The organism is Kitasatospora purpeofusca, assembly GCF_036010405.1.
Classification (GTDB): domain Bacteria; phylum Actinomycetota; class Actinomycetes; order Streptomycetales; family Streptomycetaceae; genus Kitasatospora; species Kitasatospora purpeofusca.
In genome coordinates, this window is sequence record NZ_CP108561.1 from 2628518 (window position 1) to 2649645 (window position 21128).

Genomic DNA, 21128 nt, shown 5'->3' on the forward strand with positions numbered 1-21128 from the left:
TACGAGGGGGCCCTCGGCCTTCCTACGCGCCGCCGGCCGGGGCGCGCTCCCGACCCTCCCGCCATGAACAGGATTCATCGTTCCGGTAGAAAGCAAGCCTTGGACGCATGGCACCGGGCCGACGGAGGGTGAGGACGTCCCCCGGCGCGCACCTCCGCGCCGGCCGTCCCCCGAGAGGAACGTCCGAAATCATGCCTCCGAAGCGCCGCTTCCGCCCCGCCTCCGCCACCCTCGCCGGCTCCCTGGCCGCCCTGCTCGCCGTCGGCGCCGTCCTCGGCGGTGCGACCGCCGCCACCGCCCGCGACTCCGCGAACCGGGGCTCCATCCCGGGAGCGGACCGGGCCTGGCGGCTGGTGGACCGCTCGCCCGACCTCGTCCGGCCCCTCGCGCTCACCGTGGACGGCTCGTTGGGGGCCCGCCGGGCCGCGCTGGAGATCCGGCTGGCCCAGCAGCTCTACACGTTCTGGAACACCGGGGAGCAGCGCTACCTGGACGCCGCCGTCGACCGGGACTTCCGGGACAACACCCTCCCGGCCGGGCGGCCGCAGGGGCCCACCGGCCCGGCCGTCGCCTCGCGCGCCTTCCGGGCCGCCGTGCCCGACCTCCGGTGCGAGCTGGCCGACCTCCTGGTCACGGGGGACAAGCTCACCGCCCGGCTGGTGTTCCGAGGGCACTTCACCGGGGTGTTCCAGGGACGGGCCGGTCGCGGGCAGGCCGTGGAGTTCGCCGCGATCGACATCCAGCACGTCGGCGCACGGCGGATCACCGAGGACTGGCACATCGAGGACAACACGACCCTCCTCGCCCAGCTCGGCGCCGCCGCCGGCTGAGCGGGCCCCCGCCCCGCGCGCCGGGCGCGCGGGGCGGGACAGGGGTCAGTCGTCGAGGTCCTCGTCGTCGTAGACCTCGCTGACGTCGAAGCGGCAGATCAGCAGCTGCGGGTCCGCGTGCTCGAACGGCTCCGGCAGCCACTCCCCCGGCTCGCTCGGCTCGGCCGCCGCCACCCAGAGCGTGGAGTCGCCCTCCTCCAGCCCGAACTCCTCGCTGCGGGCGGCGATCTCGTCCGGCTCGAACTCGCCGAACAGCACACCGATCGCGGCGTTCACCCCGTCGCCCGCGGCCCCCTCCGGGGTCAGCGAGTCGTCCAGCCGCTCGGCCTGGGCACGCAGCCGCTTCGGGTCGACGATGTGGTAGTCGCGGCGGATCAGCACGCTGATCGCCTCGGGCTGTTCGGGTCCGTGGTACCCGCCCGGGCCCTCGTCGCCGGGGACCTCGAAGGGGGTCACCTCGTCGTAGACCTCGTAGAGGAGTTGGTCGTACGCGATGGCCGCCGTCGCGAGCTGCTCGTAGGCGGTGGACACAGCGGAATCGTCCGCTGCGCTGGGGCTTGACACCGCTTCCAGATGACGGTCGATGGCGGCCTTGACCGCCTCGGCGGCGGCGCGTACCTCGGCAATGGTGGGCTGCGCGGCATCAGACATGGTGCAGACGCTATCTCCCCCCGGTGCCGGTACGCACAGCGGTTGTCACCTACACCCGCGATTTCACCGCAACTTCCCCCTTGATGTCCGTTCCGCATGCATCTGTCCCCCGCCGGAAAGCGCTCGACGGCGCACGCCGGGCGCACGCGCGGGCCCGCCCCGGAGTCGCTTCACCCGCCGCGCCGGGGGTATGCCGACCACAGCAGCAACGGAACTGATGTCCAGTCAGTCAGGTGCGGGCCGGGGCGGCCGAAAATACCCGGGCCCGCTGTCGGAGGCAGGCCGTAGGCTTGCTCGGAGGCGTCCCACAGGAGGAGCATTTTGACCCCACCGAAGCTGGTCCGGCAGCCGGAGTACGAGTACCAGTCGCTGCGCATGCCGCGCGGGACGTCCCGCAACGCGGCACGCCAACTTCTCACCGATCACGCCGAGTACGGGCACTGGGAGCTCGACCGGCTCCGACTGCTCCCGGACGGCAGCCGGACGGTGCTGCTGCGCCGGCGGATCATCCGGCAGGTACGGAGCTGGTGACGGTCCGGGGCCGATGAGCTGCCGGTGGCGGTACCGGTGGCGGGGTGCCGCATCCGGGCCCGCGGCCCTGCCCTCACGACCTCTGCCGGGCCTCCTGGCCCCCTGCTGAAGGCCCTGGAGTCCCAGGAGTCCCTGACGGCACGGCACCGGCCCCGGGCCGTGGGGCCCGGGGCCGGTGTGCCGGGGAGCCCGGCGCCGGAAGTGCTCAGCGAGCGCCGGCGCGGGAGCGGCGGTAGAGGACGCCGCCGCCGATCAGCAGGGCCAGACCGGCCGCACCGAGCAGTTCGGTGTCACCCGCGCCGGTGGAGGCGAGCTGGCTGCCCGCCTCGGCGGTCGGGGCCGCGGACGGGCTTCCGGTGCGCGCGGCCGCCGGGCGGGCCTGCGGAACGCCGGGAGCACTGCCCGGGGTCGTGGCCGCCCCGCTCGCGGAAGCGCCCGTCGCCCCGCCGGACGGCGGGGCCTCCGAGGGGCCGCCGTTCCTGGGCGTTCCCTGCGTGGTCTCGCCGCTGCTCGGGGTCTGGGTGACCGGCGGCGGGGTGGACGGGTGGCCGGTGGTGGCGGGCGGCGGCGGGTTGTGCGGGCCGTGCTCCTCCGGGCAGTCCTCGTCGGGCGTGACGGGCGGAGCGGTGTGCGCGGGCGCGGCCGTGTTGGCGCAGTCGTTGCCGAAGGCCGGGTTGGCGGCGCCGACCACGTCGACCGAGTTGCCGCAGGCGTTGACGGGGATGTGCACCGGGGCCTGGACGCTGTTCCCGGCCACGACACCGGGCGACCCGGTGGCCGCGCCGGAGGCGCTCGAACCCGAGGCCGACTTGCCGCCGCCCGTGTGCGCACCGCCGTGGTGCCCGGAGGCGTTGGCACAGTTGTTGCCGTACGCCGGGTTCAGCACGCCGACCACGTCGACCGTGTTACCGCAGGCGTTGATCGGCACCTCCACCGGCACCTGCACCGAGTTCCCGGAAGCGACACCCGGTGAACCCACTGCCGCGCCCTCCGCACCGGCGGTCGCGCTGGCGTAGCCGGCTGTCGAGGCCAGCACACTGCCGGTGGCCACGGCCGTGAGGAGCCCCTTCTTGGCTGCGTTCCTCATATTTTCCCCTGACATTTCGAGACGACGTGACGACCTTCCGAAAGTCGGAATTTCCGATTGGGCGGAGAGGTCCTCGGCTGCATGGGAGAAAACGAAGCAACCCGCAAGGAGGTTGAGCCGTGCAGCCCCCATTCACTCTTTCGAGGGATGCCATGGGTCGCTCCGGGGGCGGCCCAGGAAACGCAGGCGCCCCCGGCGCGGCGCGTACGCCGCCCGGGGGCCCGACTCGACGACCGACCGAGGATCAGACGTTCGCGCAGTGGTTGCCGAACGCCGGGTTCAGCACGCCGATCACACTGATGGTGTTGCCGCACACGTTGACCGGGATGTGCACCGGGATCTGGATCTGGTTGCCGGCCACGACGCCCGGGGAACCGGCTGCCACACCCTCGGCACCGGCCCCGCCGTGGGCGGAGGCCGCACCGGCGACAGCGAGCACCAGACCACCGGTGGCGGCGGCAACGGCGGCGATCTTCTTGACCTTCATCATTCCTCCTGTATGAACACCCGGATATCGGCTCCGGGCCGTCACAGGAAGGAACGAGGTTGCGGCAAACGGGGTACGGAACAGACGTTGCATTCACCCGGACCGGTGATACGACGAACATGTCATCGAACTGCCGAGGGCGATGTGCAGCCGGAAACACGGGAGCCGCACGGTCGACCGCTGTGCGGCTCCCGTACGGCTCCCGTCCCTGCCGGCTGACCGGTCGGCAGACCGGTCAACCGGCTTCTCGGCAGGCTGCTCAGCAGGCGTCGAGGAACCGGTCCAGCACCCGCACACCGAACTTCAGGCCGTCCACCGGCACCCGCTCGTCCACCCCGTGGAACATCCCGGCGAAGTCCAGCTCCGGCGGCAGCTGGAGCGGGGCGAAGCCGAAGCAGCGGATCCCGAGGTCCTGGAAGGACTTGGCGTCCGTCCCGCCGGACAGGCAGTACGGCACCGCGCGGGCGATCGGGTCCTCGGCGCGCAGCGCGGTCTGCATCGCCTCGACCAGGGCCCCGTCGAAGCTGGTCTCGATCGCCTTGTCCGAGTGCAGGCTCTCCCGCTTCACCCGCGGGCCGAGCACGCTGTCCAGCTCGGCCAGGAACTCCTCCTCGTAGCCGGGCAGGAAGCGGCCGTCCACGTGCGCGGTGGCCTGGCCGGGGATCACGTTCACCTTGTACCCGGCGCCGAGCATGGTCGGCTGGGCCGTGTTGCGCAGCGTGGTGCCGATCATCTTGGCGATGCCGCCGAGCACCCGGAGCGTCTCGTCCATGTTCTCCGGGTCGAGCTCGACGCCGAGCGCGTCCGACAGCTCGTCCAGGAAGGCCCGGACGGTCTTGGTGATGCGCAGCGGGAACTCGTGCCGGCCGAGGCGGGCGACCGCCTCGCACAGTTCGGTGATGGCGTTGTCGTTGTTCTCCATCGACCCGTGCCCGGCCCGGCCCTCGACCGTGAGCCGCATCCAGTGCATGCCCTTCTCGGCCGTCTCGATCAGGTAGAGCCTGTTCCGGTCGTTGACGGTGAAGGAGAAGCCGCCGACCTCGCCGATCGCCTCGGTCACGCCCTCGAACAGCCCCGGGTGCTTGTCCACCAGGTACCGCGCGCCGTAGGTGCCGCCCGCCTCCTCGTCGGCGAGGAAGGCCAGCACCAGGTCCCGCGGGGGCTTGCGGCCGGTGCGCAGCCGGTCGCGCACCACCGCCAGGGTCATCGCGTCCATGTCCTTCATGTCGACCGCGCCGCGCCCCCAGACGCAGCCGTCCGCGATCTCGCCGGAGAACGGGTCGTACGTCCAGTCCGCGGCGTTGGCCGGCACGACGTCGGTGTGCCCGTGGATCAGCAGGCCCGGTCGGGACCGGTCCTCGCCCTCGATCCGGACGACGGTGGAGGCCCGCCCCTTGGCGGACTCGATGATCTGCGGTTCGAGGCCGAACTCCGCGAGCTGCTCGGCCACGTACTCGGCCGCCTTCCGCTCGCCCGGACCGGAACCGTCGCCGTAGTTACTGGTGTCGATCCGGATCAGATCGCGGCAGATGTCGGCGACCTCGGACTCCCCCGTCACCTTCGACTCGCTCCGCTCGCTCACGGTCACTCCTCGTCTCTGGCCCGCACCGGCACCCCAGCGGCGCCCCAGGACCTGCACCCGGGTCGCACGAGCACGTCCGCCCATCCTCTCCCAGCCCCCGACCCGGATCCACCCCCAGGAAACACGCCGACACACCGCCGCAACCCCCACTCCCCCTCCCCGGGCCGTTTTGGGACCGGCAGCGGATCACTGCTACAGTTACATCTGTCAGCGCGGCCGACGAACAGAAGGAAGCCGCGAGGACAACACCCCGTCCGGGTGGCGGAATGGCAGACGCGCTAGCTTGAGGTGCTAGTGCCCTTTATCGGGCGTGGGGGTTCAAGTCCCCCCTCGGACACCACGGAAGACCCCAGATTCGTCTGGGGCCTTTTTCGTTTTCCCCAACGGCGTGACCGACCGCAGGATCTCCTGGCACATCACGAAAGGGACCCCGGATTCGTCCGGGGTCCCTTTCCTCTTCCGTGCCGCGGCGCGAGCAGGTCGTGGGGTGCGGGGCGGGCGCCGGTCAGGTGGCGTGGGCGGTGACGGTGACGGCGGTTTCGGCGAGGAAGAAGCGGCCCTGGGCGGCGGCGAGGCGGACGGCGGTGTGCCAGGTCTCGATCTCCGCCGGGGAGAGGGTGCCCCGGCCCTCCTCGCCGGCGGTGGTCAGGGCGTGGCGGATGCCCTCGATCCGGCGGGCGGCGTGGCCGGTCAGCTCGGTGGAGCTGGTGACGACCGGGTGGACCCGTCCGAGCCGCAGCGGGGAGTTCCGGACCAGGCCCGGGAGCTTGCGGCCGATCCGCCCGTCCACGTGGTCCATCCACGGCTGCTGGTCGTCGGTGAAGGCGTGGCAGATCCGACGGTCGAGGTCCCGGTCAGCGCCGGCGATCACCAGTGAGTCGAAGTCGACGTGTGCGAGCACCGCCCGGCCGCCGGGCCGCAGCACCCGGGCGGTCTCGGCGAGCAGCGCGGCCGGGTCCGGCAGGCATTCGAGCACGTTGTAGGAGACCGCGGCGTCGAGGTGATGGTCGGGCAGCGGGAGCGGGTGGGCGAGGTCCGCCGTCCCGATGCCGATGCCGCCGGGGTGGTCCGCCAGCAGCCGCCGGGCGGTCGCGACGCTGTCGGCCGAGTGGTCGAGGCCGAGCAGCCGGGCGTCGGGGTGGCGGCGGGAGAAGACGGCCAGGGTGGGGCCGGTGCCGCAGCCGAGGTCGAGCACGCGCCCGCCCGGGCGCAGCGCCGCCTCGTCCACCAGGTGCTCGTGTATCGGCTCGTCGGCTTCCGACATGTGTTCCCCCTCGGCGTCCGGCCTGTTCTACCACCGGGCGGCGACGGTTGGCACGGGGGTTTTCAGCGGGCGGCCCAGACCGGGCAGCGGGGGTGGTGGCGGTGGGTGCGGATGACCGTCCCGCCGAGCGAGCGGCGCTCACTGGTGGAGACGGCGCAGCAGGCGGCCGCCGGTGGGGCGCACGGCACCGGTGCGGGTGCGGGCACGGGAGTACCCGGCCGGGCCGCGCTCGGCGGGGGTGCGGGGAGCGGGCGGCGGGGGCGGCGGTCGGTGGAACGGCGGTCGGTGGAGCGGCGGCTGCGGCGGTGCGGCGAGGAGGTCGTCATGGGAGCGGGATTGCCCGGGGTGACGGCCCCGAACCCCGGATTAATTCGAAGGAGTGGAGAAAGCGGATCGCTCTTGACGCCGGCACCGCGGGCCCCTCAGCCGGCCCGCGCGTCCGCCGTCGGTGTGCGCCGCTCGATCTGCCCGCGCAGCAGTTCGCCGACCACGAAGGAGGTCACGGCGGTCACCAGCAGCAGCGGGAGCGAATCGGGTGCGTCCGGCCCCAGCAGCTCGGCCGCCAGCACCGTACTGGTGACCGGCAGCCGGGTGACCGAGGTGGCCGCGGCGGCCAGGCCGACGGCCAGGCCCGACTCGACGCCGAGGCCGGGCAGCGGGCCGCAGGCCACTCCGAGGGCGGCGCCGATCAGCACGGCCGGGAAGATCGGGCCGCCGCGCAGGCTGCCCAGGGCGATGCCCCAGGCGGCGGTCTTGCAGAGCGTCAGCATCAGCAGCGCGAACACCGACCAGGCCGCCGGGTTCGCGGCCAGGGTACCCAGGGTGGCCTGGCCGGAGAGCGCCGCCTCCTCCGGCGAGCGGCCGGTCAGCAGCGCGTACGCGGCGATGCAGCCGCCGACCGCGACCGCGCACAGCACCGTGCGCAGAGCAGTCTGCCGGATCGGCGGCGGCGGCACGGCCCGCCCCGGGTCGCCGACGGTGAACGCCTTGACCCGGTGGCCGAGCAGCTGACCGGACACGCAGACCACGGTGACCGCGACCGCGACCGGCAGGCCCCACAGGAAGTCGCCCGGGTCGGGGATCCCGGCGGGCGGTTCCGAGGGCAGCGACAGGGCGCCGACCGAGAGCCCGGTCCAGTGGCCGAAGCCGGTGAACACCAGCGCGCCGACCCCGCTCGCCAGCAGGCAGGGCATGATCAGCAGCAGGAGTTGCGGCCCGCCCAGGCCGGCCGCCTCGATCATCATCACGGCGGCCACCAGCGGACTGCCGAAGATGGTGGAGATCGCCGCCGCCGAACCGGCCGCGCCGAGCACCGGCACCAGCTGCGGCCGGGCCGCGCGGCGGGACGGCCGGACGGCGAGCAGCGCCAGCCCGGCGCCCATCGCCATCAGCGGCGCCTCCGGGCCGAGCACCGCGCCGAGCGGCAGACAGGCGAGTGCGGCCAGCACGACGCCGGGCACGGTCCTCGGCGGGGCGGGCGGCCCGCCCAGGCCGTCCACCGGGATGTGGCCACCGCGCCCGGGCACCCGGGTGACGATCGGCGCGAGCAGCAGACCGGCCAGCAGCAGCGCGGGCAGCGGCCACCACCAGGGGGCGCGGTCGAGGCCGAGGGCGTCGGGCAGGCTCTCCCAGACCCAGTGCTGGAGCTGGTGCTCCAGGCCGACGAACCAGAAGGCGGCCAGCGAGACCGGGACGCCGACCAGGGCCGAGATCACCAGGAGTCCGAGGTAGCCCTTGGTGCGCAGCACGCCGTGCAGGGTCGGGGCCGCCTGGGCGGGCGGGGACGGCGGGCCGGTGCCCGCCGTCGGGTCGGGCCTCGCCGTCGGGTCCTCGCTCCCGCTCGGACCGTCGCTCGGCTCGGGCATCGTCCGCCTCCGTCGCGTTCCCCGCGCCGGTCCGGCTCCGGCCACGTCCTGCGACCGAGTCTCACCCGCCGTCGGGGGCCGCGCACGGCGGCCGCGGTTCCGGGCCCGGCGCGTCCCGCCGGGCCTGCGCCATCAGGGTGAGGGCGGGGCAGAGGGACCGAGGGGTCAGTCCTGGTGGACGCGGCGGGGGTCGCCGAGGGCGCTCTCGATGCCCTGGACCATCCGCCAGAGCGGGGCCCGGCGGCTGGCGACCAGCACCACGACCTCGTCCTGCTCCCCCGGTCCGGTGCCGTCCGCAGCCGGGTCTCCGCCGGCGGCGCGCTCGCCCCAGGTGTCGGTGACGAAGGTCATCGCCCGGTCGACCTCGGTCACCCAGTCGCTCTCGCCGCCGGAGCGGAGCCAGGTGCGCAGGGCGTGGTTGTGCGCGGAGACCACGGCGGCGGCGACCACGTCGGCCCGCAGAGGCCCCTCCGGGCGCCCGGCGAACCGGCCGCGCAGATAGTGCGCGAGGGTGTGCTCGTAGCGCCAGACGACGGACAGTTCGTAGGCGCGCAGGCCCGGCACCTTGCGGGTGAGACGGTAGCGCTGGACGGAGAAGGAGGGCTGCTCGGCGTACATCCGCAGGACCAGCCGGGCCGCGTCGCAGGCGTGCCGGACCGGGTCCTCCTCGCCGCTGCCGGACTCCAGGAACTCCGTCATCTCGGCGAGGCCGCGCTCGTGGTCGGGGAAGACCACGTCCTCCTTGGCCGGGAAGTAGCGGAAGAAGGACCGCCGGCCGACCCCGGCGAGCGAGACGATGTCGTCGATCGTGGTCTGCTCGAAGCCGCGCTCCAGGAAGAGTTCGAAGGCGGCGGCGACCAGCGCCTCACGCATCGCGGGCTTCGGTTGCCCGTCGTTCATCGGTTGGTCCTGCTCTTCCTTCTCGCTCATTCCCGGAACATAGCATCGGCCTCGAACACCCGGACCGGCCCGTGCGCGGCCGTGGTCCGGGTGCCCGAGGGCGGTCCCCCCGACGGGTCGGGAGGGGTCGGGCTACGGGAGGTTGCGGGCCATGACGATGCGCTGGATCTGGTTGGTGCCCTCGTAGATCTGCGTGATCTTCGCGTCCCGCATCATCCGCTCCAACGGATAGTCCCGGGTGTACCCGTACCCGCCCAGCAACTGCACCGCGTCCGTCGTGATCTCCATCGCCGCGTCCGACGCGAAACACTTCGCCGCCGCACCGAAGAACGTCAGGTCCCCGTCCCCCCGCTGCGACCTCGCCGCCGCCGCGTAGGTGAGCTGACGCGCCGCCTCCAGCTTCATCGCCATGTCCGCCAGCATGAACTGCACACCCTGGAAGTCACCGATCGGCTTCCCGAACTGCCGACGCTCCCGCACATACCCCTTGGCGTAGTCCAGCGCGCCCTGCGCGATGCCCAGCGCCTGCGCCGCGATCGTCACCCGGGTGTGGTCCAGCGTCCTCATCGCCGTCGCGAACCCCGTCCCCTCCGCGCCGATCATCCGGTCCGCCGGGATCCGCACATTGTCGAAGTACACCTCACGCGTCGGCGACCCCTTGATGCCGAGCTTGCGCTCCGGCGCGCCGAACGACACCCCCGCGTCGCCCTTCTCCACCACGAACGCCGAGATCCCCTTCGACCGCAGCTCCGGGTCCGTCACCGCCATCACCGTGTAGAACTCCGACACACCCGCGTTGGTGATCCAGCGCTTCACACCGTTCAGCACCCAGAAGTCACCGTCCCGCACCGCCCGGGTCCTCATCCCCGCCGCGTCCGAACCCGCCTCCGGCTCCGACAGGCAGTACGAGAACATCCCCTCCCCACGCGCCAGCGCCCCCAGGTACTTCGCCTTCAGCTCCTCCGACCCCGACAGCTGCACCGGCAACGAACCCAGCTTGTTCACCGCCGGGATCAGCGACGAGGAGGCGCACACCCGCGCCACCTCCTCGATCACGATCACCGTCGCCAGCGCGTCCGCCCCCGCACCACCGAACTCCTCCGGCACATGCACCGCATGCAGATCGTTCGCCTGCAGCGCGTCCAGCGCCTCCTGCGGGAACCGACCCGCCTCGTCCACCTCCGCCGCGAACGGAGCGATCTTCGCCTCCGCCAACGACCGCACCGCCTCACGGAGCATCCCGTGCTCCTCGGAGATCCGGAAGAGATCGAAGTCCTGGCTCATGAGCGGCCACTCCTGTTTCACGACGTTCACGACGGTACTCAGTACCCTTCATTATGCACGTGCACAAGGAAAAGGGAACTCAGTGCCTTCACAGAGCGGCACTGAGTTCCCTATCCTCTTTTTGGCGGTAGCCGTAGCACCGGGCCCGTACGAACGCAGGGAGATGACACCGTGGTCCACTCAGCCATCGACGCCGACACCGAGCTCGTTCCGCTGTACTTCCAGCGCTGCGACTGGTGCCACAATCCGACCTTCCAGCGGCTGCTCTGCCCCACCTGCGGCTCGACCGAGCTGCGGCTGGAGCGCAGCGAGGGCACCGGGGTGGTGCGGCGGTGCGCCGTCGAGCAGGCCCGTACGCCGCTGGCCCGGCAGAAGTCGCTGATCCGGATGTCCGAGGGCTTCGACGTCTGGTGCATCGTCACCGGCCTGCGCTCCACCGTGCCGGTGGGCACCAGGGTCCGGCTCAGCGGGGCGGCCGAGGGCGTGGAGCAGCCGGAGCTGACGGTGCTGTCGCCGGAGGAGCCGGAGCGGGTGCCGGTCCTCGAACCCCGGCCGCTGCCGCCGAACCAGGGCGGGTTCACCCAGCACCTGGCGGCGTTCGCGGAGTGACGGCGAGAGCCGCGGCTCCCCCGGGGCCGCGGCTCTCGCCTCAGGGCTGACGACGCACGGCGCACGGCGCACGAGAAGGGGCGTGGCACCGAGTACCCCGGGGTACTCGGTGCCACGCCCCTTCCGCGATCAGGCCGGTATCGGGCCGGTGTCAGGCCTTGCGGGCCTTCACCTCGCCGGTGAGCTGCGGCAGGACCTCGAACAGGTCGCCGACCACGCCGTAGTCCGCGAGCTCGAAGATCGGGGCCTCGGGGTCCTTGTTGACGGCCACGATGGTCTTCGAGGTCTGCATGCCGGCCCGGTGCTGGATCGCGCCCGAGATGCCGTTGGCGATGTAGAGCTGCGGGGAGACCTGCTTGCCGGTCTGGCCGACCTGGCTGCTGTGCGGGTACCAGCCGGCGTCGACGGCGGCGCGCGAGGCACCGACGGCCGCGCCGAGCACGTCGGCGAGCTCCTCGACCACGCCGAAGCCCTCGGCGGCACCGACGCCGCGGCCGCCGGAGACCACGATCGCGGCCTCGGTCAGCTCGGGACGGCCGGAGGACACGCGCGGGGTGCGCGAGACGACCTTGGCGGCGTTGCCGGTGAACGCGACGGTGACGTCCTCCACCGCACCCGCGGCCGGGGCGGCCTCCGGGGCGACGGCGTTCGGCTTCACCGCGATGACCGGCACGCCGTTGCTGACGCGGGAGTCGACGGTGTACGAGGCCGCGAAGACGGACTGGGTGGCGATCGGGCCGTTGTCGCCGGCGCGCACGTCGACGGCGTCGGTGATGATGCCGGAGCCCAGGCGCAGGGCGACGCGGGCGGCGACCTCCTTGCCCTCGCCGGAGGAGGTGACCAGCACCGCGGCGGCGTCGGCGGCCTCGGCGATCTGGGCCAGCGCGTCCACCTTCGGGACGACCAGCTGGTCGGCGAACTCGGCGCCGTCGGCGACGTACACCTTGGCGGCGCCGTACTCGGCGGCCTTGGCGGCCAGCTCGGCCGCCTTGTCGCCGGCGCCGAGGACGACCGCCGACGGCTCGCCGATACGGCGGGCCAGGGTCAGCAGCTCCAGGGCCGGCTTGCGGACCGCGCCGTCGGCGTGGTCGACCAGGACGAGGATCTCAGCCATTGCTCGATGTCTCCGTGTTGTGGGGTGGGGCAGCAGGGATGCGCGAACGGGTGGGACTAGATGAACTTCTGGTCGGCGAGGAAGCCCGCGAGCGCCTTGCCGCCCTCGCCCTCGTCCTTGACGACCGTGCCCGCGGTACGCGCCGGACGCGCCGTCACCGACTCCACCGCCGTCCACGAACCCGCCAGACCGACCTCACCGGCGTCGATGCCCAGGTCGTCCAGGTCCAGGGACTCCACCGGCTTCTTCTTCGCCGCCATGATCCCCTTGAACGACGGGTAGCGCGCCTCGCCCGACTGGTCCGTCACCGACACCACCGCCGGCAGCGCCGCCTCCACCAGCTCCGTCGCCGAGTCGCCGTCCCGACGACCCTTCACCACGCCGCCCTCGACCGACACCTCCGACAGCAGCGTCAGCTGCGGCACACCCAGCCGCTCCGCCAGCAGCGCCGGCAGCACACCCATCGTGCCGTCCGTCGACGCCATACCACCGATCACCAGGTCGAACCCGGTCCGCTCCAGTGCCTTCGCCAGCACCGCCGACGTCCCGATCACGTCCGAACCGTGGATGTCCTCGTCGTTGACGTGCACGGCCCTGTCCGCACCCATCGACAACGCCTTGCGCAGCGCGTCCTTCGCGTCGTCCGGACCCACCGTCAGCACGGTCACCTCGGCACCCTCGTTCGCCTCCGCGATCCGCAGTGCCTGCTCCACCCCGTACTCGTCCAGCTCCGACAGAAGGCCGTCCACGCCCTCCCGGTCGGTGGTGTGGTCGTCCGCGAAACGACGGTCACCCGTCGCGTCCGGCACGTACTTCACACAGACAACGATCCTCAAGCTCATGAGCGGTTCTCCTGGTACGGGTGCACTGGTCGGATGCACTGGTCCACGGCCTCGCAGCCCGCCGAGGGTACTGAGTGCCGGGCCAGGCCCGACCGTGCCCCGCGAGCGGTGTCGCACCACCCGGACCGGCCTGCCCTGTCGGCTCTCGTTCAACAGCGTCAGAGGCTCTCCGAGGAGGATACGGCACTCAGTACCCCTCGTAAAGGAACTCAGTACCCTTCCCCCTCCCGGGGCCCGGTACGACCGGGGGCAAGGCCGCCGCAAGCTTTGCGCAAGCACCCGCCAGGGACCGTCATGGAATCCGCCAGAACACCCGGGCACACCCCCGTCGGGGCCGCCGAGACCCGGGGCCCCGGTCCGGGATCAAGGAGGGGGAACGACATGACCTTGGTGCACGGGGAAGTCGACCACGGGGAGAGCACGTACGGAAAGGCCGGGAGCGGTCGGCGCTGGGCCACGCTGACCGGCTGCAAGGAGGTGCTGGTGGTCGTGCACTCGACGGTCTACGGCCAGCGGCTGCACGACATCTATCCGCTGCTCGGCGCCGACCTGCGGGTGCACGTCCAGTTCACGGTGGCACCGCACGCGTTCAACGCGGGAGCCGCCGCCCACGTCCGGGGCCTCGGCGGCACGGTGCTGCCCTGGGACGAGGCCGTCCGACGGGAGTTCGACCTGGTGCTCGCGGCCGGTTCGCAGGGCCTGGAGCAGCTGCGCGGGCCGCTGGTCCGGCTGCCGCACGGGGCCGGGCACATCAAGCTGTCGCCGGCCGGGACCGGCACCGAAGCCGGGGCGGGCACCGAAGCCGGCACCGGCACCGCGCGGACGGTGTCCGGTCTGGGGCCCGAGTACATCGTCCGGAACGGCCGGGTGGTGCCCTCCGCCTTCGCCCTCGCGCACGAGGAGGAGCGCGCCGAAGTGGGCCGGGGCTGCCCCGAGGCGCTGCCGATCACCGAGGTGGTGGGGGACGGCTGCTACGACCGGATCGCCGCCGCCCTGCCCGCCCGCGAACGCTACCGGGCCGCGCTCGGGCTGCGGCCGGGCGAACGCCTGGTGCTGGTCTGCTCCACCTGGGGCAGCGGTTCGCTGTTCACCCGGCTCGACGCCGTCCTGCCGCGGCTGGCCGGCGAACTGCCCAGGCGCGGTTTCCGCACCGCGCTGCTGGTCCACCCCAATGTGGCCGCCGCCCACGGTCCGTGGGCCGTCCGCTCCTGGGCCACGGCCACCGCCCGCGGGGCGGTCACCGTGCTCGGACCCGAGGAGGACTGGCGCCCGCTGCTGGTCGCCGCCGACTTCGTCATCGGGGACCACGGCTCCGTCACCCTCTACGGCACCATGACCGCCGCGCCGATCCTGCTCGCCGAATACCCGCACCGCGACGTCAACCCGCGCTCGCCCGGGGCCCTGCTCGCGCGGACCGCGCCCGCGCTCAGCCCCGCCCATCCCCTGACCTCCCAGCTCGACTACGCCGCCCGGCAGTACCGGCGGTCCGAGTACGCGGCGATCGCCGCCCGGATCAGCTCCGAACCGGGCCGGTTCGACCGCCGGATGCGGCGGCTGCTCTACCGCGTCCTCGGCCTGGGCGAGCCCGCCCACGTACCGGAGCCCCCCGTCCTGCCGCTGCCGGCACCGCTGTGGCCGAGCAGCGGCGCGACCCGCCGGGCCGGGCAGGACCGGCGGTGACTCCGCCGCGCACCGTGCCGCACGCCGCGTTCCGCACCGTGCTGCTCACCCCGGTCGACGGCCCGCCGCCGGCCGGGGTGCCCGGCACCGGCTTCGAAGCGCGGATCCACTCCCCGGCGGGGATCCGGTCCTGGCTGCTCAGCACCGTCCGCCCCGTCGGGTCGCCCGCGCCGCGCTCCTTCCTCGACGAGCACCTGGCGCTCGACCTCACCGCACCGGGCGCCGCCCGCTGGCGTCGCCACGCCGATGTGCTCCACCTCGGCCGCACCGGCCCGGTCCGGGCCCGGGACCGGCTCTGCGCCGTCCTCCGGGCCTTCCCCGGCTGCGCGGTCGCCACCGCCGACGGCACGGACGGCACCCGGTTCGTCCTCGCCCGGACCGGCGGACGGCTGGCGCTGCGCGGCTCCCCGTCCGCCCCGGGGCCGGTCCTCGGCTCGCTCGCCCACGCGTGGCTCGCCACCGGCGGCGCGCTCACCGAGCTCGTCGCGCTGGCCGAGCTCCCCGCACCGGTCGCTCCGGCCCCGGCTCCGGCCTCGGCTCCGACTCCGCGCCCGGGAGCCCGGCGCGGCGCCTGACGGAGCTCGGCCGTCCGGCCGCCCGCGTACCGGAGTGGGTGCCGGTACGCGGGTCGACCGTCCGGCCGGGGGTCCGGGGCCGGGCCCCGGTGACGCGGCGGGCGCGGCGGCGCGGACCGGCGCTCAGTCGGTGGCGGGAGCAGGACCGGGCGGGGCCGCCAGGGCTGCGAGGGCGGCCTCGACCCGGGCGGCGTCGGGCGCCACCAGGGCCCGGTAGCGGGCGAAGGACTCGCCGTAGCGGGCGGCCGCCCCGACCAGGTCTCCGCGGGCCCGGGCCAGGTCACCGAGAAGTTCGAGGACGCGGGCCTCCCAGTGACGGGCCCGGCCCGCGCGGAACTCGGCGAGCGCCTCCGCGTAGCAGCGGTCGGCCTCGTCGTGGGCGCCGAGTGCGACCTGCGCCTGACCGAGGAAGGCGAGCGCCCGCGCGGCCTCGTAGGGCGCGGGGACGGCGGTCAGGACCCGGTGGGCCTCGACGACGACGGGGACCGCCTCGGCCGGGCGACCGGCCACGATCAGCACCTCACCGAGCGCCAACCGGGCGAGCGCGGTGCCCCGGTCGTACCCCCGGGACTCCCGCAGGGCCGCTGTCCCGCGAAGGCAGTCGGCCGCCTCGGTGAGTCGGCCCGCCGTCCGGTGGGTCTGGCTCAAGCCGTAGAGGGCGTCCGCCTCGACGAGCGGTTCGCCGACCTCGCGGGCCAGCTCCAGTGCCTCGGTGAACCACTCCGCGGCCTCCTCCCCCGCGCCCGCGTTGCGCAGACCGGTGCCGCCGGAGGTGAGCATCCGCAGCTCCCCCGCCCGGTCGCCGGCCGCCCGGGCGGCCTCCCGCCCGATCCGGTGCGCCTCGATCCACAGCCGGGCCGGGCGCAACCGCAGGAAGAGCGGCCACATGGCGTCGACCAGCTGCCAGGCGGTGGCCGCCCGGCCGAGGGCGGCGGCCCAGCGGACGGTGTCGGCGAGCCGCCCGGTCTCGGCGTCGAGCCAGCCGAGGGCGGCCGACTCGTCGGCGAACTCCGCTGCGCGGGGCCCCGGTTCGACCGTGTAGTCGCGGCGCAGGGTGCGGTGGCTCGGGCTCAGCAGCGCCTCGGCGGCGGTGGTGCGGGCGAGGTACCAGTCGAGCACCCGGTCGACGGCGGCCCGGCCCTCGGCCAGCCCGCGCACCTTCTCGGCCCGCGCCCGGGCATGCAGTTTGACCAGGTCGTGGAAGCGGAAACCGCCCTCCATCTCCTCCAGCAGATGGACGTCGATCAGCCCGTCCAGCAGCCGGTCGGCCTCGCCCGGGGCCAGGCCGCCGACCGCGCAGACCACGTCCAGCGTGAACACGGGGAACGGCAGCAGACCGAGCAGCCCGTACAGCCGGACGGTGTCCGCCCCCAGCACTTCGAAGGACGCGTCCAGTGCGTGCCGCACGGCTTCCCCCTCGACGTCGAGCGCGGCGAGCCCCTGGGACTCCTGTCCGAGGGCTTCGGCGGTGGCGGCGAGCGGCTGCACCGGACGGGCGGCGATCCGGGCCGCCGCCAGGCAGACGGCCAGCGGAAGCCGGCCGCAGCGCTCCACCACCTGGGCGGCGGCGGTCCGTTCGCGGGCCACCCGCTCCGCACCGACCCGCTGGGCCAGCAGCTGCACCGACGCGTCGCCCGAGAGCAGTCCGACCGGCCGGAACACGGCACCGTCTATGCCCAGCCCGGTGAGCCGGCGGCGGCTGGTCACCACGACCACGGCGTGCTCCGAGCCGGGAAGCAGCGGCCGGACCTGGGCGGCGGTGGAGGCGTTGTCGAGCAGGACGGAAATCCGGCGTTCTGCGGCGAGGGAGCGCCAGAGCGCCGCGCCCTCGGCGAGGCTGCCGGGCACGGGGGCGATGCCGAAGGCGCGCAGGAACCCGCCGAGCGCCTCGGCGGGGTCGGCGGGACCGCCCGGGGCGTGGCCGCGCAGGTCGGCGTAGAGCTGGCCGTCCGGGAAACGGCCGGACAGCCGGCGCAGCCACTGGGCGGCGAGCGCGGTCTTGCCCACCCCGGCGGGGCCCGTGACGACCACCGTGACGTCGGCGGCGCCCGGCGGGTCGCCCAACTCGCGGTCCAGGGCCGCGAGGTCGTCCTCCCGCCCGACCAGACGGCGTGGTGTCGGGGGCAGTTGGCGCGGCACCGGGAGAGCCGGGGCCGCGGGTGCTTCGGCGGGACCGCTGTAGACCGTCAGATGGTGGATCTCCCCCGCCTGGACGACGGAGCCTTCGACCCGCCCGCCGGACAGGGAGTTCCGCGCCACGAGGCGCGGCTCGCGTGCTCCGTCCGACGCGCTCATCGGCGACTCCCGACGCGCGGCCGACCTCGGACCCCCGCTACTCCGCACATCTCCGGCTCCACTGGCTCCCCCTACCCGTAGAACGATGGACTGAAGTGACGGGAACGAATCGGTGTGACCCGTGTTGATGGGCAATCGACAACTCCCGCATATCACATGACTCCCAGTCGGACGCCGAATTGTCAATAACGCCTGACCCTTACAGCGGAAGGCGGTATGGCCCCGTCCCTGCACACGTGGGATGCTCCGCTCCGACACAGCAAGCTGGTGGCCACCGGCGGGGGGCGTCGAATGGAGTTCCACCTTCTGGGTTCGGTTGAACTTTCGGTGAACGGCGAGTTGTCGGAAATTCGCACCGACAAGGGGCGCCGACTGCTGGCCGCCCTGGCCCTGGACGTCGGGCGGCCGCTCAGCCATGAGCTGCTGGCAGGACGGCTGTGGGACGAGGAACCCCCGCCCAGCGCGGTCGCCAGCATCTACAGCCATGTCTCGCGCATTCGGCGCCAGTTGCGAATGGCCGCCGCCAGCGAGAGCCCCGGTTCGCCGCGCGACATCCCCACCATCGAGAGCCGATCGCACACATATACGCTCCGCGCCGACACCCATTTGATCGACTGGCATCGTTTTGTCGACTTGTCCAAGAACGCCCGCCAACTCGCCGACAACGGCGACGACATCCAGGCCAGGACCGTTCTCGGCCGCGCCGAGGAAATCTGGCGCGGCGAACCGCTGGCCGGACTTCCCGGCGGCTGGGCCCAGTCCACCCGCGCCACCATGGCCGACCAGCGCCTCGCCACCACCCTGCTCCGGATCGAGATCGACCTCCGGCTGGGCCGCTTCGGGGAAGTCGTCCCCGAACTCACCGCCCTCCGCGAGGAACGCCCCACCGACGAACGGGTCGCCGCGCACCTGCTGGTCGCGCTGCACGGCGCCGGCCGGCAGGCGGAGGCGCTCGCCGTCTACCCCGCCGTCGTCCGCCGACTGCACGCCGACCTCGGCACCGGACCCGGCGAGGCCCTCACCCGACTGCACGAGCGGATGCTCACCGGCGCCCCGCTGACCGGGCCCGCCGTCCGCACTCCCGCCGTCCGCACTCCCGCGGGCCGGACTCCCGCAGGCCCGCGCCCGGCACCCGTCCCGCGCGGTGGCGCCGCACCGTCCCCATCGCCGGGTCGGCACATGATCGGCCGCCGGGACGACCTGCGCCGACTGCTCGGCAGCACCGGGGACGCGGTCGAGCAGGGCGGCGTGGTGACGGTCTCGGCGATCCTGGGCATGGCCGGCGTCGGCAAGACCACCCTGGCGCTGCACGCCGCCCATCTGATGCGCGGCAGGTTCCCCGACGGCTACGCCCACCTCAACCTGGGCGCCCACATCGTCAACCGGCACCCGCTCACACCCTCGGCGGTGGCCACCGCGCTGCTGCGCCGCCTCGGCGTGCCGGCCACCACCGTGCCGATCGACAGCGAGGAACTGTTCGCCCTGTGCGCCGAGGTGCTCGCCACCCGGCGCGCGGTGGTCGTCCTGGACGACGCGGCGACCGCCGCCCAGATCAGACCGCTGCTCCCCACCGCGCCCGCCTCGCTGGTCTTCGTCACCAGCCGGCGCCGCCTGGCCGAACTGCCGGGCTCCAGAGCCGTGTTCCTGGACATCCTGCCGGTGGACGACGCGGTCGCCCTGTTCACCTCGGTGGTGGGGCGGGAGCGCGCCGACGACCGAGGCCGGATCGTCGAGATCGTCGACCGCTGCGGGCTGCTCCCGCTGGCCATCGAGATCGCCGCCAGCCGGTTCAAGGCGCGGCCGTCGTGGACCCTCGGGCACCTCGCCCAGCGGCTGTCCCGCAAGACGGGGCGGCTCGCCGAGATCCGGCACGACACGGAGAGCGTCGCCCGCGCCTTCGAGATGACGTACCGGTCATTGCCGACCGAGCAGCAGGAGGCGTTCCGCCTGCTGGGCGCCCACCCGGGGCCCGACATCGGCCTCCACGCCGCGGCTGCCCTGTTCGGCCGCCCGGTCGACGAGGCGGACCACCTGCTGGAGGCGCTGCTGCACTGCCACCTGATCCAGGAGGACACTCCCGAGCGATATCAACTCCATGATCTCATAAGGGAGTACGCACACGTCCTGACCCGCGACGAGGGGGGCCCGGAGGAGGCCGCCGGCGCACTCCGGCGACTCCTCGGATTCACCCTCCACGCGGCCGACCGGGCCGACCGGCTGATCTATCCGCGGCGATCGCGGCTGCCGCTCCCGATGCTCCGTCAATTACCCGCATCGGAAGGGCTGCTGTTCGACCTTGACCTCGATTCGAATGACTCGGCAAGGAAATGGCTGGTCACCGAGCAGTCCGGCCTGATCGTCCTGGCGGGCCATGCCCGCGGCACCGGCCATCCGGAGGCCGCCGCCTGGCTCGCCCATGTCCTGGCCGGCCATCTGGACTCCCAGGCCTACTGGAGCGAGGCCCACGAGTTGCATCAGGCCTCGGCGGCGTACTGGCGTTCGGTGCCGAACGACCGCCGCGAGGCCCGCGCGCTGATCGACCTCGGCGCCACCCTCGCCAACGCCTCCCGCTACCCGGCCGCCCAGGAAGCCCTCCAGCGCGGCCTGGCCCTGGCGCGCGCCGACCAGGACGACGACGCCACGGCGGAGGCGCTGAGCCTGCTGGGCGGACTGCTCTGGCACCAGAGCTCCCTGGTCGAGGCAGTCGACGTCCTGGAGGAGTCCCTGCGGATCCGAAGAGAGAGCGGCGACCTCTGGAACACCGCGCGCTGCCTCGCCAACATCGGCACCATCGAAAATTCGCTCGGGAACCGGAAGAGCTCGCTCGCCGCCTACGAAGCAGCCCTTCCATTGGCGAGGGAATTCCAGGACAGAACTCTGGAGTTCCGCATCCTGAACAATCTCGGGGATCTCTTCCTGGGAATGCACGACCACGAGTCGGCCCGCATTTCCTTCGAGCGCATCCTTGATATCGCGGGCGACGACATCTCTCATTTCGACCTCGCCGTGGCGCAGGCCAACCTGGCCGCGTCCCTGCCGGTCCCGGAGCAGTACGACCGGGCGGTCCGCCTGTACCGGTCCGCACTGTCCACCTTCCGGTCGACCGGGAGCGTGCGGCACGAGGCGAACGCCCTGAACGGCCTGGGTGGCACCCTCCTCGCCACCGGTCGGTCCGCCGATGCGCGCGACCAGTACGCACTGGCCCGGGAGTTGGCCCGCTCGGTCGGTGCCGCCCGCGAGGAGGTGACGGCCCTGCGCGGCCTCGGCGAGTGCGAACTGACCCTCGGTGCCCGTGCCACCGCCGCTCTCCTCCTGACCGAGGCCGTCGCCCTGGCGGACCGCATCAAGGCGGCCGACGAACTCGCACTCGCCCGGGAATCCCTCGCCCGGACCCGCGACGAGCACGACGCCTGACGAAAACCCGCTCGAATACCACCCTCGGACCGAGCGCTCAAAGACGATTTGTCCCGACACTCTGGGACTGATTAACTGACCGCACGTTCAAACGACTTCGCGCCTGGCGCAGAAATGT

At 73.3% G+C, this 21128-nt stretch carries 18 protein-coding genes and 1 tRNA gene; 7 read left to right on the forward strand and 12 right to left on the reverse strand.

Annotated elements, in window-relative coordinates; genetic code table 11:
- Nucleotides 1-191: 191 nt before the first annotated feature.
- Nucleotides 192-830 (forward strand): ester cyclase, encoded by a 639-nt coding sequence (locus tag OG715_RS11210; RefSeq protein ID WP_266275043.1) that lies wholly within the window; start codon nt 192-194, stop codon nt 828-830.
- Nucleotides 831-875: 45 nt separating this feature from the next.
- On the opposite strand, the gene OG715_RS11215 is transcribed toward OG715_RS11210, so the two are convergent.
- Nucleotides 876-1481 (reverse strand): hypothetical protein, encoded by a 606-nt coding sequence (locus OG715_RS11215; protein ID WP_093862709.1) that lies wholly within the window; start codon nt 1479-1481, stop codon nt 876-878.
- Nucleotides 1482-1817: 336 nt separating this feature from the next.
- Here OG715_RS11215 and OG715_RS11220 point away from each other — a divergent pair, with 336 nt between their 5' ends.
- The gene (locus tag OG715_RS11220; RefSeq protein ID WP_255360265.1) at nt 1818-2012 is read left to right on the forward strand and encodes a DUF5703 family protein; all 195 of its coding nucleotides are present in this window, start codon (nt 1818-1820) and stop codon (nt 2010-2012) included.
- A 205-nt stretch (nt 2013-2217) separates the two neighbouring features.
- On the opposite strand, the gene OG715_RS11225 is transcribed toward OG715_RS11220, so the two are convergent.
- The 3 genes from OG715_RS11225 to OG715_RS11235 all read right to left on the reverse strand — a co-directional run bounded on the left by OG715_RS11225 (nt 2218) and on the right by OG715_RS11235 (nt 5168).
- Nucleotides 2218-3099 (reverse strand): chaplin, encoded by an 882-nt coding sequence (locus OG715_RS11225; RefSeq protein WP_323182260.1) that lies wholly within the window; start codon nt 3097-3099, stop codon nt 2218-2220.
- Between the two features lie 244 nt (nt 3100-3343).
- The gene (locus tag OG715_RS11230; RefSeq protein WP_323182259.1) at nt 3344-3586 is read right to left on the reverse strand and encodes a chaplin; all 243 of its coding nucleotides are present in this window, start codon (nt 3584-3586) and stop codon (nt 3344-3346) included.
- 259 nt (nt 3587-3845) lie between these two features.
- Nucleotides 3846-5168, reverse strand: a complete 1323-nt coding sequence (locus tag OG715_RS11235; protein WP_043471987.1) for a M20/M25/M40 family metallo-hydrolase — start codon at nt 5166-5168, stop codon at nt 3846-3848.
- A 252-nt stretch (nt 5169-5420) separates the two neighbouring features.
- On the opposite strand from OG715_RS11235, the gene OG715_RS11240 reads away from it, so the two are divergent.
- A tRNA-Leu gene (locus OG715_RS11240) sits at nt 5421-5508 on the forward strand.
- A 165-nt stretch (nt 5509-5673) separates the two neighbouring features.
- On the opposite strand, the gene OG715_RS11245 is transcribed toward OG715_RS11240, so the two are convergent.
- The 5 genes from OG715_RS11245 to OG715_RS11265 all read right to left on the reverse strand — a co-directional run bounded on the left by OG715_RS11245 (nt 5674) and on the right by OG715_RS11265 (nt 10481).
- Nucleotides 5674-6432 (reverse strand): methyltransferase domain-containing protein, encoded by a 759-nt coding sequence (locus OG715_RS11245; protein ID WP_266275041.1) that lies wholly within the window; start codon nt 6430-6432, stop codon nt 5674-5676.
- 62 nt (nt 6433-6494) lie between these two features.
- Nucleotides 6495-6758 (reverse strand): hypothetical protein, encoded by a 264-nt coding sequence (locus OG715_RS11250; protein ID WP_266275039.1) that lies wholly within the window; start codon nt 6756-6758, stop codon nt 6495-6497.
- 96 nt (nt 6759-6854) lie between these two features.
- Nucleotides 6855-8297 (reverse strand): chloride channel protein, encoded by a 1443-nt coding sequence (locus tag OG715_RS11255; protein WP_266275037.1) that lies wholly within the window; start codon nt 8295-8297, stop codon nt 6855-6857.
- A 165-nt stretch (nt 8298-8462) separates the two neighbouring features.
- A complete protein-coding gene (locus OG715_RS11260; RefSeq protein WP_266275035.1) occupies nt 8463-9227 on the reverse strand; it encodes a TetR family transcriptional regulator in 765 nt (254 codons plus the stop codon).
- Between the two features lie 102 nt (nt 9228-9329).
- Nucleotides 9330-10481 carry an acyl-CoA dehydrogenase family protein gene (locus OG715_RS11265; RefSeq protein ID WP_266275033.1) on the reverse strand — a complete coding sequence of 384 codons (1152 nt, stop codon included), beginning with the start codon at nt 10479-10481 and terminating at the stop codon, nt 9330-9332.
- Nucleotides 10482-10652: 171 nt separating this feature from the next.
- On the opposite strand from OG715_RS11265, the gene OG715_RS11270 reads away from it, so the two are divergent.
- Nucleotides 10653-11090, forward strand: a complete 438-nt coding sequence (locus OG715_RS11270; RefSeq protein WP_266275031.1) for a PhlB family protein — start codon at nt 10653-10655, stop codon at nt 11088-11090.
- A 151-nt stretch (nt 11091-11241) separates the two neighbouring features.
- Here the strand turns inward: OG715_RS11270 and OG715_RS11275 are convergent, their stop codons facing one another.
- Together OG715_RS11275 and OG715_RS11280 are read right to left on the reverse strand one after the other, a co-directional pair.
- Nucleotides 11242-12204, reverse strand: coding sequence for an electron transfer flavoprotein subunit alpha/FixB family protein (locus OG715_RS11275; RefSeq protein WP_266275029.1), 963 nt, complete (start codon nt 12202-12204; stop codon nt 11242-11244).
- A 56-nt stretch (nt 12205-12260) separates the two neighbouring features.
- Nucleotides 12261-13046, reverse strand: a complete 786-nt coding sequence (locus tag OG715_RS11280) for an electron transfer flavoprotein subunit beta/FixA family protein (protein WP_266275027.1) — start codon at nt 13044-13046, stop codon at nt 12261-12263.
- A gap of 381 nt (nt 13047-13427) precedes the next feature.
- On the opposite strand from OG715_RS11280, the gene OG715_RS11285 reads away from it, so the two are divergent.
- A complete protein-coding gene (locus OG715_RS11285; protein WP_266275025.1) occupies nt 13428-14726 on the forward strand; it encodes a hypothetical protein in 1299 nt (432 codons plus the stop codon).
- Nucleotides 14723-15301: a hypothetical protein gene (locus OG715_RS11290; protein WP_266275023.1), complete on the forward strand. Its 579-nt coding sequence runs from the start codon at nt 14723-14725 to the stop codon at nt 15299-15301. Before OG715_RS11285 ends, OG715_RS11290 begins: the two co-directional genes overlap by 4 nt.
- Before the next feature lie 123 nt (nt 15302-15424).
- Here the strand turns inward: OG715_RS11290 and OG715_RS11295 are convergent, their stop codons facing one another.
- Nucleotides 15425-17596, reverse strand: a complete 2172-nt coding sequence (locus OG715_RS11295; protein ID WP_266275021.1) for an ATP-binding protein — start codon at nt 17594-17596, stop codon at nt 15425-15427.
- Nucleotides 17597-17935: 339 nt separating this feature from the next.
- Between OG715_RS11295 and OG715_RS11300 the strand changes: the two genes are divergently transcribed.
- Entirely contained in the window at nt 17936-21010 is a 3075-nt protein-coding gene (locus tag OG715_RS11300; protein WP_266275019.1) for an AfsR/SARP family transcriptional regulator, read from the forward strand.
- Nucleotides 21011-21128: the final 118 nt, after the last annotated feature.